Source organism: Mesorhizobium sp. Cs1299R1N3, assembly GCF_037179625.1.
GTDB lineage: Bacteria > Pseudomonadota > Alphaproteobacteria > Rhizobiales > Rhizobiaceae > Mesorhizobium > Mesorhizobium salmacidum.
Map to the genome: position 1 here is coordinate 1 of NZ_JAPYKQ010000016.1, position 12,530 is coordinate 12,530.

Genomic DNA, 12,530 nt, shown 5'->3' on the forward strand with positions numbered 1-12,530 from the left:
AACTGGATGGAGGCCAACCGATACATCAATATGGACGATCTGCGCGAGCACAAAAAACTCGCTCTACGCCAAGCCGCATGACCAGCACCATGGCCGCCCAATTTTGCAGAACTTGACGCACACAACCTCGGAACGGGACATGGACGGCTATCCGGGAGTGGTAAACGATGGGGCCAGCGCTGAGGCAACAGCAAGTGGCGACGGTTCGGAACGGCTTCGGCCCGGAACCGTTGTCGCGTCATGCGACTATATGGCTTCCTGCTCTTCTGGTCTGTCTTGACCGCCACGATCGCTGCGCTCAGCCTCGGGCCGTCCTTCGCCCATGTCCTGGAATCGGCGCCCCGGCTCACCCGGTGGTCTCCGGCGCTTTGGCGCGAGGCCACCGTTTTCAACGGGCAGTTCCTGCTCTTCGCTATCATTGGCGCGCCACTGGATGTCGCGGCGGTCGCCTGCCCGGGACTGCTCGCATGGTTGCTGCGCGAGGATCGGCCGGCGTTCTGGTTCGCACTCGGCGCCACCTTGCTCTATGCGCTATCCCTCGTGCTTTGGTTCGTTCTCGTCAAACCGGCCAATAACGTTCTCGCCACCTGGGTGCCGGGCCCGATTCCGGACGATTTCGAAGCCATACGGCTGCGCTGGGAGACCGGCCACATGGCCGTCACGGCGGCCAAGGCTGTCGGCTTCGTCTCGCTGGTTGTCGCCCTCCTTTCGATCGGGCGTGGCTGAGCCATCCGCAACCGCAATGTCGCGCGGGTTTGTTGCGCCGATGGGCATAGCTGTGGCAGAAGCGGGCCGAACCGCCGGAGAAGCTGCCTCTTGAAGTCTTTTCGCGACAAACGCCGCGACGGCCGACCGCACCCAGCGAAGAGCGGGACCGTACAGCCGCGCCCGGCCGAGGATCGTTCCGCGGTCAAGCCAGATGCCAGGCCGCGCGAACAACACAATGTGAAACCGGAAAACCAGTTCGAGCCGAAATCCGCGCAGCGCATCCTCGCCCGCCGCGAAGGCGCGCTGCCCGCTGAGCACCTTCCGGTAATCCTCGAAGTAGCTCCCAACGCGGATTACGCGCTGCTCGACAGCGGTGCCGGCCAAAAGCTTGAACAATACGGTCCCTACCGCATCGTGCGGCCCGAGGGCCAGGCGATCTGGCAGAAGGCCCTGCCGGCAAGGGACTGGGAGCGGGCCGACGCGATCTTCACCGGCGACACCGACGAGGAGGGCATCGGCCGCTGGCGTTTTCCCAAGACACCGCTCGGCGAAACCTGGCCGATGAAGCATGACGGCATCAACTATCTCGGCCGTTTCACCTCGTTTCGCCATGTCGGCGTCTTTCCCGAGCAGGCCTCGCACTGGGACCATATGGCGGACCTGATCGCGGCGGCCAGGCGCCCCGTCAAGGTGCTCAACCTGTTTGGCTATACCGGCCTTGCCTCGCTGGTGGCGGCGCGCGCGGGTGCGGAGGTCACCCATGTCGACGCCTCGAAGAAGGCAATCGGCTGGGCGCGCGAAAACCAGGCGATGGCCGGTCTTGGCGCCAAGCCGATCCGCTGGATCGTCGACGACGCGGTAAAGTTCGCCGAACGCGAGGAGCGTCGCGGCAGCCGCTACGACATCATCCTCTTCGACCCGCCGGCCTATGGCCGCGGCCCCAAGGGCGAAGTGTGGCAGTTGTTCGAGGACCTGCCTGATTTGACGGACCTCTGTCGCTCGATCCTGACCCCAAAACCGCTTGCCGTGGTGCTGACCGCCTATTCGATCCGTGCCTCCTTCTTCGCCATCCACGCTCTGATGCGCGACACCTTTGCCGGCATGGGCGGCAAGGTTGAATCGGGTGAGCTGATCATCCGTGAAAAGTCCGCCGGCCGGGCGCTTTCGACTTCACTGTTTTCGCGCTGGGTGACCTGACATGAACGAACGGCATGCCGGCGCACCAGGCCAGGTGAAGGAAGTCACCAGCCTTGCCAATCCGCTGGTCAAGGACATCAAGGCACTTGCCTTGAAGAAATTCCGCGACCAGCAGAACGCCTTCATGGCCGAAGGGCTGAAGCTGGTCATCGATGCGCTCGATTTGGGCTGGCAGATCAGGACGCTTGTTTTCGCCAAGGCCGGACGCGGCAACGCGGCCGTGGAAAAGGTCGCGGCGCGCACGGTTGCCGCCGGCGGCACCGTGCTCGAAGTATCGGAAAAGGTGCTTGTCGCCATCACCCGCCGCGACAATCCGCAAATGGTGGTCGGCGTCTTCTCGCAAAAATTCCTGGCCCTGAAGGACATCCGTGCCGACAATGGCGATGTTTGGGTGGCGCTCGACCGGGTGCGCGATCCCGGCAACCTCGGCACCGTCATCCGCACCGTCGACGCCGTCGGCGCCAGGGGCGTCATTCTGGTCGGCGATACCACCGATCCGTTTTCTGTGGAAACTGTACGCGCCACCATGGGTTCCATTTTCGCCGTGCCAGTGGCGAAGGCAACGACCGAGGCATTCCTGGCCTGGCGCGGCGGCTTTTCGGGTCTCGTTGCCGGCACGCATCTGAAAGGCGCGGTCGACTACCGCTCGGTCGATTTCTCCCGCGGGCCGGTGCTGCTGATGATGGGCAACGAGCAGCAGGGCCTGCCCGAAAGCCTGGCGGCAAGCTGCGACAGGCTGCTCAGGATTCCGCAGGCGGGCCGTGCCGATTCGCTCAACCTCGCGGTCGCCACCGGCATCATGCTGTTCGAGATCAGGCGCGGCGCGCTGAAACTCGAACCAATCCCGGACCAGCAATGAGGATTGCCCAATCGTGAAATCATGGTCTCCCTACGCGCTGCTCGTCATCGTGGCCATCGCGCTCGACCAATGGATAAAGGCACTGGTCGAGGCCGGCCTGCCCTTCCAGGAAAAGCTCGACCTCCTGCCCTTCCTGGCGCTGTTTCGCACCTATAACACCGGCATCGCCTTCTCGATGTTCTCCTCCTTCGGCGACACCGGCCTCGTGGTCATCGCCGTGCTGGTCGTCGCCTGCGTGCTTTACCTCGCCACGCGCACGCCATCGGGCCATGTCATCGCCCGCATCGGCTTTGCCCTGATCATCGGCGGCGCGCTGGGCAATCTGATCGACCGAGCCGTCTACGGCCACGTCATCGATTACATCCTGTTCCACACGCCGGTCTGGTCCTTCGCCGTCTTCAACCTTGCGGACGCCTTCATTTCCGTGGGCGCGGCGCTGGTCGTCTTCGACGAACTCATCGGCTGGCGGCGTGAACCCACGCCTTCGAACGATTGACCCCACGCTGCCATCGCCGCACAGTCACACGCCAAGCAAGTTCGCGGAGAGAAAGATGACCGAAACTTTCAAAGCCATTCTCGTTTCGCGCGATGCCGAGAAAAAACAGTCGGTCGCCGTGACTGATCTCACCGACGCCGATCTGATGGAGGGCGACGTTACCATCGCGGTCGAGGCGACGACGGTGAACTACAAGGATGGACTGGCCATCTCGGGCAAGGCGCCGGTGATCCGCCGATGGCCGCTGGTGCCGGGCATCGACCTTGCCGGCACCGTCATCTCCTCTTCCAATCCCGACTGGCGCAAGGGCGACAAGGTCATCCTGAATGGCTGGGGCGTTGGCGAAACCCATTTCGGCGCTTATGCCGGGCGCGCCCGCGTGAAGGGCGACTGGCTGGTGCCTCTGCCGGAAGGCATGAGCGCGCATGATGCCATGGCGGTCGGCACCGCCGGCTACACGGCCATGCTCTGCGTCATGGCCCTGGAGCGGCACGGCATCCTGCCCGATCGTGGCCCGGTCGTGGTTACGGGCGCTGCCGGCGGCGTCGGTTCGGTCGCGGTCTCGATCCTGTCCAGCCTCGGCTACCATGTCATCGCCTCGACCGGCCGCAATGCCGAAAGCCCTTATCTGATCAACCTCGGCGCCGCCGAGGTGATATCGCGCGACGAGCTCAACCAGCCTGCCAAGCCGCTGGCCAAGGAGCGTTGGGCCGGCGGCATCGATTCGGTCGGCAGCCACACGCTGGCCAACGTCCTGTCGATGACCTCCTATGGCGGCGCGGTCGCCGCCTGCGGCCTGGCCGGCGGCATGGATCTGCCGTCGAGCGTGGCCCCCTTCATCCTGCGTGGCGTTTCCCTGCTCGGCATCGATTCGGTGATGGCGCCGAAGGCCGTACGCCTTGAGGCGTGGCGGCGCATCGGTGCCGATCTCGATGTCGACAAGCTCGCCAGCCTGTCCACGACCATCGGCTTCGACGGCATCATCGGTGCGGCACACGACATCGTCGATGGCAAGATCCGCGGCCGCGTCGTCGTCGACATGTGACCCGTCTCAGGGGTCGCGGGCGACGGACGGAATTGTCACATCGGCTGGCAAATCCGTCGCCGCCGAGGCAAAAACGCCCAATCCGCTAAAATTCGAACGATCCCCCGCAATTTTCCATAATGTCTGTCTGGCAAAGGATTTCGCATGATCGCGGAATCCGACAGCCAACAGGTCGACGCAGGCGACGATATCGATGCGGCACCGGCGCAAGCGCCGGCGTCCGCGCGGCGGTTTATCGCCGCGCCGCCGCTGGTGCCCGATCAGCAACCGGCCAAGCGGCAAGGCCTGCCGATCCTGACCTTCGTTGTCATGGCGCTGGCAGGCCTCTCCTACCTGACCGGGGCGCCGGCCTTCATCAGCCTGGCATTGCTGGCAACCGGGCTTGCCGGCCTGGCCATGCATCTGCACGCCAGACGCGGCGTGCGCCGCAATACGGTCCTGCTCGACGAAACCACCGCCCGCAACCGCGCCGAGATCGAGACGCTGGCCGACCGCATGTGGGAGATGCAGGAAAGCGAGGAGCGCTTTCGCGGTCTCATCGACGCGCTCGGCGACCTCGTCATCCATCGCGACCGAGACGGTTACATCGTCTATGCCAACAAGGTGTTCGCCGACCTTGTTGAAACCGATCAGCGCGACCTTGCCGGCAAGACGCTGGCCGAGCTCGGCATCGAGGTCGGTATCGTTCCCGATGCCGCTTTCTCCGACCATGAATGCCTGAGTTCCACCGACGTTGAAATCCGCACGCCGACCGGCCCGCGCTGGTTCTCGTGGATCGAGCTGTCGGTGCGCGACAAGGATAGCAATGCCGTCTCGCATCGCGCCATCGCCCGCGACATCACCGCACGCAAGCGCGCCGAATCGTCCATGATCACCGCGCGCGAGCGCGCTGAGTTCGCAAGCCAGGCCAAGTCGCGCTTCCTCGCCACGGTCAGCCATGAGATCCGCACGCCGATGAACGGCATCATGGGCATGGCCAGACTGCTCGCCGACACCAGGCTGTCGCCGGAGCAGCAGACCTATGTCGGGGCCATCTCGACTTCGGCCAGCGCCTTGCTTGCCCTGATCGAGGACCTGCTCGACTATTCCAAGATCGAGGCCGGACGCTTCGATCCCGAACCGCAGCCGATGTCCGTGCGCGAGATCGCCGACAACATCATCGAATTGATGGCCGCACGCGCCTTCGCCAAGAATATTGGCCTCGGCTGCCATGTCGAACCGGACGTGCCGCAATTGATCACAGCCGATCCGGGCCGGGTCAGGCAGGTGCTGCTCAACCTCATCGGCAACGCCATCAAGTTCACCGACAGCGGCGGCGTTCTGGTCAGCGTCGCGCGCGCCCGCACCGAGACCACCGACCGCATCTGCTTCACCATCGCCGATACCGGTCCCGGCCTGCGCGACGAGGACATGGAGCGCATCTTCGAGGAATTCGAGCAGGCCGACGGCACCTCGACGCGCCCCCATGGCGGTGCCGGACTGGGACTTGCCATCTCCAAGCGCCTGGTGGCCGCCATGGGCGGCGCGATTTCGGTTTCCAGCCGGCTTGGCCAGGGATCGGAATTCGTCTTCGAAATTCCCGCCATATCAGCCACCGAGCCGCCGCAGGGCCGGTTGAACGCGCTTGCCGGGCGACGCGCCGTGATCCTGTCCAAGAACACCGTCGAGGCCGACGCCATCGCCCGCACCATCCGCGCCAATGGCGGCGCGGCCGGCATGGCCACCACCGTGGCTCAGGCCGCTTCCTTTGCCGACAGCTGCGACGTGCTTCTGGTCGACGCGGCCCTGGAAGAGAGTGACGGAAGACTGCTCAAGCGGCTTCGTCAACATGGGTTCGCCAATTGCGAAGCCATCACGCTGATTGCCCCCACCGACCGCGGCATGCTTGGCGAGTTTCGCGGCAGCGGCTACGCGACATTCCTTGCCCGGCCAGTGCGCGGAGGAACACTCTTGCGTGTTCTTTTGAGCAGCCACGCACCGGTCCTTGCCCCGCCGCAGCCGGAAAAACGACGCGCACCGGCGCTTCGTGCGTCAGGCGAACGCCAGCAGGGCCTGTCCGTGCTGATCGCAGAGGACAACGACATCAATGCCATGCTGGCCCGTGCAACGCTGCTGAAGGCCGGGCATCGCGTCAAGGTGGTTGGCAATGGCAAGGCCGCCGTCGAGGCGGTCACTGGCGCCGGCCACAACCGCCGTTTCGACGTGGTGCTGATGGATCTGCATATGCCGGTCATGGACGGGCTGGACGCCATCGCCGCGATTCGTCGCCATGAGGAGGAGACATCCGTGCCGCCCGTGCCGATCATGGTGCTGTCGGCCGATAGCCAGGAAAAGACCCGCCATGCGGTGCTTGCCCACGGCGCCAGCGGCTTCGTCACCAAGCCGCTTGACCCCGAGGCGCTGGTCAGCGCCGTCGAAGGCCAGGTCGCCGCTTGAGCCGCCTTCTCCCGGTGCGTGGCTGACGAAGACCACCAAAAAAGCAGCCCGGTTTCGGCGCCCGCGAACACGACGCACCTGGGGCCTTGTGACGCAACATAGCCGGTTGACCGCTTTCGCCAGCCGACGAAGTATTGCCCGCGACGCCGTATCACGGTACTGTCACAATCCTGTTGCACCTACACCGTATCCCCGTGCCAAGAGGGATGGCTCGAAGGAGAATCACTCGTGCATACAGTTATGCCGGAATGTGACACTCGGCCGAACGCCAGCAGCGCCTTGCTCGCCGGACGTAATGTCGATTCCGTCATAAAAGGCGCAGCGCTCGGCCGTATCGGCAACCTCGAAGTGCGGCTTGCCCGCAACGAGGCCGAGATCGCTGCCGCGCAGGAAGTGCGTTACCGTGTATTTTATGATGAGCTTGGCGCCAGGAAGGATCTGTTCCAGGCGCAGGATCGCCGCGACGCCGACCGTTTCGACCCGCTCTGCGACCATCTGCTCGTCCTCGATACCACGCTTTCCGGCCCTGAGCACCGCCGCATCGTCGGCACCTATCGCTTGCTGCGGCAAGAAATCGCAGCAACCGCCGGCGGCTTCTATTCCGAAGGCGAATTCGAGCTGACCAAGCTCATCGCCCGTCATCCCGGCCAGCGTTTCCTCGAACTCGGCCGCTCTTGTGTTTTACCCGAATACCGTTCGAAGCGCACCATCGAGGCGCTGTGGCAAGGCATCTGGGCCTATATCAATCATTACGAAATCGGCGTGATGACCGGTTGTGCCTCATTCCACGGCACCGTGCCTGCGGCGCATGCCGAGGCGCTCACCTATCTCGCCCATCATTGCCGCACAAACTCGGCCTGGGACGTGCGGGCTGTGTCCGAACGCTATTGCTCCATGGACCTGATGCCGATCGAGGCGGTCAACACCAAGGCGGCGATCGCGGCGATGCCACCTCTGGTCAAGGGCTATCTGCGGGTAGGCGCTCGCATCGGCGATGGTTGCGTCATCGACCGCGAATTCTCCACGGTCGACATTTTCGTCGTGATGCCGGTCAAGGAGATCGGCGCACGCTACGTCAATTATTATGGCGGGGAAGCGCAGCGCTTCGCCGCGTGACGCTAGCGAATAGCGAATAGCGAATAGCGAATAGCGAATAGCGAATAGCGAATAGCGAATAGCGAATAGCGAATAGCGAATAGCGAATAGCGAATAGCGAATAGCGAATAGCGAATAGCGAATAGCGAGGGTTATGCCGCAGGCGTGTAGGCTGCCAACCCCTATTCGCTACTCACTACTCGCTATTCCCTTTCTTTTCACGGAATGTCTTCCGGCCGCCGGCCAGGACGGCTCTTGTAGGATGGAAATGTCCAGCCGAAACGGAGCGCACCGCCGCGCACCGCGAATGCGGCGGCGAAGCCGGCCAGCTCTGAAACGATCGGCGGCAATCCTGTGACGTCGCCAGCCGTGAAGATTGCAGCGCCCGCGAGAGCGGCCGTAACATAGATCTCCGGCCTCAGCAGCACCGAGGGTTCACCCGCCAACAGATCACGCAGGATGCCGCCTGACGTGGCGGTGAGCACGCCGGTGATGACGGAAACGACCGGCGAACCGGTAATGGCCAGGCCCTTGGCCGCACCCATCACCGAAAAAGCGGCCAACCCGATGGCGTCGAGCCAGAGCAGCCACTTCCAGCGGGATTCGACACGGTGCGCACCAAAGAACACCAGCACCGCGACCGCCGCGCAGATCAGCACGTAGCTGGAGTTGGCGACCCAGAAAACCGGCAGATTGAGGATGACGTCGCGAAGCGTGCCGCCGCCGATACCGGTGACGCTGGCCAGGAAGAGGAAGCCGATAATGTCGAGCTGTTTGCGCGACGCCGCCAACGCCCCTGTCGCCGCGAAGACGGCAACGCCGGCATAATCGAGAAGGGCGATGGGGTTCATGGGGTGAGCGAATAGCGAGTAGCGAGTAGCGAGTAGCGAGTAGCGGAATAGCACGAAGCCGCAGCTTAGTGTCAGCCCCTACTTCCTATTCGCTACTCCCTATTCGCTACTCACTACTCACTATTCCTCACGCATCCTTCTCGGCCTGCTCATTGACCGGCCCTGGCTCGACCGGCGCGTCGGCCGCGATTTTCGGGCCGCCCTTGGCGACGCCGACCATGGCTGGGCGCAGCACCCGCTCGCCGATCGAATAGCCCGGCTGCACGACCTGGACCACGGTGTTGGCCGGGACATCGGGATTGGGAACTTCGAACATCGCCTGGTGGAAATTGGGATCGAACTTCTCGCCTTCCGGAGCGAGTTTCTTGACTCCATGCCGTTCCAGCGCCGACAGCATGGCGCGCTCGGTCAGATCGACGCCTTCGATCAGCGCCTTGAAGCCGGCATCCCCCGACGCCTTGGCCTCGGCGGGAATGGCATCCAGGGCGCGGCGCAGATTGTCCGACACCGACAGCATGTCACGGGCAAAATTCGCCACCGCATAGGTGCGCGCGTCGTGCACGTCGCGAGCGGTGCGGCGGCGCAGGTTCTCCATCTCGGCCGCGACGCGTAGTGCGCGGTCCTTCAGCTCTTCGTTTTCCTTCAGCAGCCGCACAAGCGCTTCATAGTCGCCATCGATGCTGCCTTCCGTGCGCTCGACATTGGCCTCGGCCGCCCCGGCTTCACTGGGCGCGCGTTCGTCTTTTGCCTGGTCGCTCATCGCCGTTTCCCGTCATCTCGAATGGTGTAGATTTGTGCCCGATATCGAGCTTCGCAGGCCAAAAATCAAGGGGAAAGCGACCGTAACGACCTTTCACCGGACCTGGAAGGCACCAAGGCGGTAGTCCGATTTTAATTCAAATTTTACCGTGCTTGCCGGCTTTGCTTGCCACAAGGCCGTGATCCGGGAACCATTCCGTCGCTGGAGGAGTTTGGGACCCGACGCAGGATTTGAATCGATGACCCGCAACAAGCTCGAAAAAACAGAAAGGCTCGCTGCGGAGGTTCGGCGCCAGATCGGCGCCGAGGCGATGAAGCGCTTTCTGCGCACCTTGCCAGCCTTCCGCACCGAAACCGACATCCCGGACCGCTTCGGGCAATTGCTCGACCACCTCGACAGGGTCGAGGATGGCGACGTCGGCTGGCGACGGGCAGTGAGGATCGACTAGGCCCTACGCGACAATTACGCACAGTAACTTTACGTGATCATCGGCTTGCGGTGGCGGCGCACCCCGCCTATGCTTCCTGATGAACATGATTTCCCCCGAAGCGGCGGCCAATAGCAAGCGCGCCTGGCTCAAGATCCTGGCGCGCTACAAGAAGCCTGACAGGCGACGAAGCGCACTTGAACTCGCCATCACCCTCATTCCCTTCGCCACGCTGTGGGCTCTGTCTTCCGCGGCCTATGCCTATGGTCATTGGTGGGGACTGATCCTCATCCTGCCCGCGGCCGGATTCCTGGTGCGGATTTTCATGATCCAGCACGATTGCGGCCATGGCTCCTTCTTTGCCAATCGCCATGCCGACGACTGGATCGGCCGCGCACTGGGCATCCTGACGCTGACGCCTTACGACTGCTGGCGGCGCGCCCATGCCACGCATCATGCCAGTGCCGGCAATCTCGACGAGCGCGGCATGGGCGACATCAGAACGTTGACGGTCGCCGAGTACCGCCGGATGTCCTGGCGTGGTCGTCTGGCCTATCGTCTCTACCGCCACCCTCTGGTGATGTTCGGCCTGGGGCCGATCTGGCTGTTCATCTTCTCGCAAAGGCTGCCCGTCGGCATGATGCGCGGCGGCCTGACGCCATGGGTTTCGTCAATGACCACCAATCTTGGCATCGCGCTTGCCGCGGCCATCCTCATCTGGGTCATCGGTCCCGGCGCGTTCCTGATTGTCCATCTGCCGATCGTCATTCTCGCCGGTTCGGCCGGCATCTGGCTGTTCTATGTCCAGCACCAGTTCGAGGAGACCGAGTGGGCGAAGGATGGGGAATGGGAGTTCCAGCACGCCGCGCTGCACGGCTCGTCCTACTACGACCTGCCGCCGGTGCTGAATTGGCTCACCGGCAATATCGGCGTTCACCACGTCCACCACCTCTCCGCCAGGGTGCCCGGCTACCGGCTGCAGGAAGTGCTGCGGGACTATCCCGAGTTGCGCGGTATCGGCCGCGTCACGCTGCTCGAGAGCCTGCGCTGCGTCAAACTGGCATTGTGGGACGAAAGCCGCAGCAAGCTGATATCGTTCCGCGAGGCACACGCGGCGCTGTAGGCGCGGTTCGCGCAGCGGACGAAAAGCCAATTGCTTGGCTTTTCGAACAATGCCCAAGGGCCGGATGAGAGGCAGCGCAAAGCTTCTCAACCGTCCAGCCAGCCCCCAAAGCCTCAGGCCGCCTGCCGCTCGTCGCGCATCAGGATCTCGCCATGGCGGATCTCAGTGCCCAGCACCTTCAGGCATTCGCGGATGAAATTGGACAGGCCCGGCCAGCCCTTGGCCGAAACGAGATTGCCGTCGACATGGGCTCCGTTCGGCGCGACGTCGATATAGATGCCGCCCGCCAGCGTCACCTCCGGCTCGCAATAGTGAAGCGCCGCCACTTCCCTGCCCCGCACCACGCCGTCGACCGCAATCAGGATCTGCACGCCATGGCAGATGGTGAAGATCGGCTTGCCTGTCTCATGGAAGTGTCGCACCAGCGCCTGCACGCGCTTGTCGATGCGGATGTATTCCGGACCGCGGCCACCCGCCGCGTAGACGGCATCGTATTGGGCCGGATCCACGTCGGAAAACGTCTTGTTGAGGATGTAATCGTGACCGGGCTTTTCGGTGTAGGTCTGGTGGCCTTCGAAATCGTGCAGCGATGTCTTCAGCACATCACCAGCCTTCTTGTCGGGGCAGACGACATGCACGGTGTGGCCGACGGCATGCATGGCCTGCTCAAAGACGAAAATTTCATATTCCTCGCTGAACTCGCCAACGAGCATCAATATCTTCTTGCCAGCCATTCCCGGTTCCTCCCTTTGTGGCCATTATTTCGCGTCGCGAAATAACAGCATTATCCTAAGGGCAGGATCACGTAAGGAAAAGCGCAAATCGCACAATTGGTACGACCAGTTTGCGTCTTCCTCGATTGAGAGAGAGCTTTGGGCCTTCGTAGAAAACGCGTCAGCTGCTGCGAAGGCGCCGCCAGGAATATTTCGAACCCTTGGGCTCCGCTATGGCGGCCGGCTGGTAGTAAAGCCCCAACCCGCCGGTGCGGCCCTCTTCCAGACGCTTCAAGAGCACTGGATTCGAGATCTCGAACTCGTCGAAGCCAAGCCGCAGCATATGCGGCAACGGGTCGACCAGGACCTGTCCCGTGGCACGCAGCGCGCCCGTGAAATGATAGCGGCTGCGCAGCAGTTCGCCCTTGGAGAAGGAGCGGCCGTCGCCGAAGGCCGGGAAGGCCAGCGCCACCAGCGACAGCTGGTCGAGCAGGTCGGCGATCTTCTCAAGCTGATCGCCGGGCTGCAGCAGGACGCCGAGCCGCTCCTTCGCCGAGCGGCGTACCTCCGGGTCGAGATCGAGGAACGCCTGCAGCGGCAGGATGAAGCGGCCATTGCCGGAAAGCGCATCGGCGCTTTCGGCATGGGTCCACTCGTCCTCGCGAAAACCCTCCGGGGTCCAGAGCCGGGTCTCCGGTGTCGTCGGTTCAGTCATCAAAATTCCTAAAAATTCGAAGCGCTCAAGGGTGTGTTGAAATTCAGGTCAGGCCGCGTCGAAAACGGCTGCTTCCGAGAACCGGAGCGGAGCGTACTTGAAGTA

Annotated in this window: 13 protein-coding genes; 9 read left to right on the forward strand and 4 right to left on the reverse strand. The window is 63.3% G+C overall.

The window, feature by feature from the left end; genetic code table 11:
- Positions 1-240: 240 nt before the first annotated feature.
- From O7B34_RS25530 to O7B34_RS25560, 7 genes are all read left to right on the forward strand, one after another.
- Positions 241-726 carry a DUF1772 domain-containing protein gene (locus tag O7B34_RS25530; protein ID WP_337148628.1) on the forward strand — a complete coding sequence of 162 codons (486 nt, stop codon included), beginning with the start codon at positions 241-243 and terminating at the stop codon, positions 724-726.
- 90 nt (positions 727-816) lie between these two features.
- Complete coding sequence (locus O7B34_RS25535; protein WP_337148629.1) at positions 817-1,905, forward strand: class I SAM-dependent rRNA methyltransferase; 1,089 nt, start codon at positions 817-819, stop codon at positions 1,903-1,905.
- Position 1,906: 1 nt separating this feature from the next.
- A complete protein-coding gene (locus tag O7B34_RS25540) occupies positions 1,907-2,764 on the forward strand; it encodes a TrmH family RNA methyltransferase (RefSeq protein ID WP_337105423.1) in 858 nt (285 codons plus the stop codon).
- 13 nt (positions 2,765-2,777) lie between these two features.
- Positions 2,778-3,260 (forward strand): signal peptidase II, encoded by a 483-nt coding sequence (gene lspA / locus O7B34_RS25545; protein WP_337148630.1) that lies wholly within the window; start codon positions 2,778-2,780, stop codon positions 3,258-3,260.
- 55 nt (positions 3,261-3,315) lie between these two features.
- Entirely contained in the window at positions 3,316-4,305 is a 990-nt protein-coding gene (acuI, locus tag O7B34_RS25550) for an acrylyl-CoA reductase (NADPH) (RefSeq protein ID WP_337148631.1), read from the forward strand.
- A gap of 144 nt (positions 4,306-4,449) precedes the next feature.
- Entirely contained in the window at positions 4,450-6,741 is a 2,292-nt protein-coding gene (locus tag O7B34_RS25555) for a PAS domain-containing hybrid sensor histidine kinase/response regulator (protein WP_337148632.1), read from the forward strand.
- A 240-nt stretch (positions 6,742-6,981) separates the two neighbouring features.
- Positions 6,982-7,857 (forward strand): GNAT family N-acetyltransferase, encoded by an 876-nt coding sequence (locus tag O7B34_RS25560; protein WP_032935138.1) that lies wholly within the window; start codon positions 6,982-6,984, stop codon positions 7,855-7,857.
- 197 nt (positions 7,858-8,054) lie between these two features.
- Here O7B34_RS25560 and O7B34_RS25565 read toward each other — a convergent pair whose 3' ends face one another.
- Together O7B34_RS25565 and grpE are read right to left on the reverse strand one after the other, a co-directional pair.
- Positions 8,055-8,687: a trimeric intracellular cation channel family protein gene (locus O7B34_RS25565; protein ID WP_027143050.1), complete on the reverse strand. Its 633-nt coding sequence runs from the start codon at positions 8,685-8,687 to the stop codon at positions 8,055-8,057.
- Positions 8,688-8,814: 127 nt separating this feature from the next.
- Entirely contained in the window at positions 8,815-9,447 is a 633-nt protein-coding gene (gene grpE, locus O7B34_RS25570) for a nucleotide exchange factor GrpE (RefSeq protein ID WP_337138816.1), read from the reverse strand.
- A 238-nt stretch (positions 9,448-9,685) separates the two neighbouring features.
- Here grpE and O7B34_RS25575 point away from each other — a divergent pair, with 238 nt between their 5' ends.
- Complete coding sequence (locus tag O7B34_RS25575; RefSeq protein WP_027143052.1) at positions 9,686-9,895, forward strand: hypothetical protein; 210 nt, start codon at positions 9,686-9,688, stop codon at positions 9,893-9,895.
- Between the two features lie 79 nt (positions 9,896-9,974).
- On the forward strand, positions 9,975-10,997 hold the full coding sequence (locus tag O7B34_RS25580) for a fatty acid desaturase (RefSeq protein ID WP_337138817.1): 1,023 nt from the start codon (positions 9,975-9,977) through the stop codon (positions 10,995-10,997).
- A 113-nt stretch (positions 10,998-11,110) separates the two neighbouring features.
- Here the strand turns inward: O7B34_RS25580 and O7B34_RS25585 are convergent, their stop codons facing one another.
- Both O7B34_RS25585 and O7B34_RS25590 read right to left on the reverse strand, forming a co-directional pair.
- On the reverse strand, positions 11,111-11,731 hold the full coding sequence (locus tag O7B34_RS25585; protein WP_140503003.1) for a DJ-1/PfpI family protein: 621 nt from the start codon (positions 11,729-11,731) through the stop codon (positions 11,111-11,113).
- A gap of 160 nt (positions 11,732-11,891) precedes the next feature.
- A complete protein-coding gene (locus tag O7B34_RS25590) occupies positions 11,892-12,425 on the reverse strand; it encodes a DUF934 domain-containing protein (RefSeq protein WP_027143055.1) in 534 nt (177 codons plus the stop codon).
- Positions 12,426-12,530: the final 105 nt, after the last annotated feature.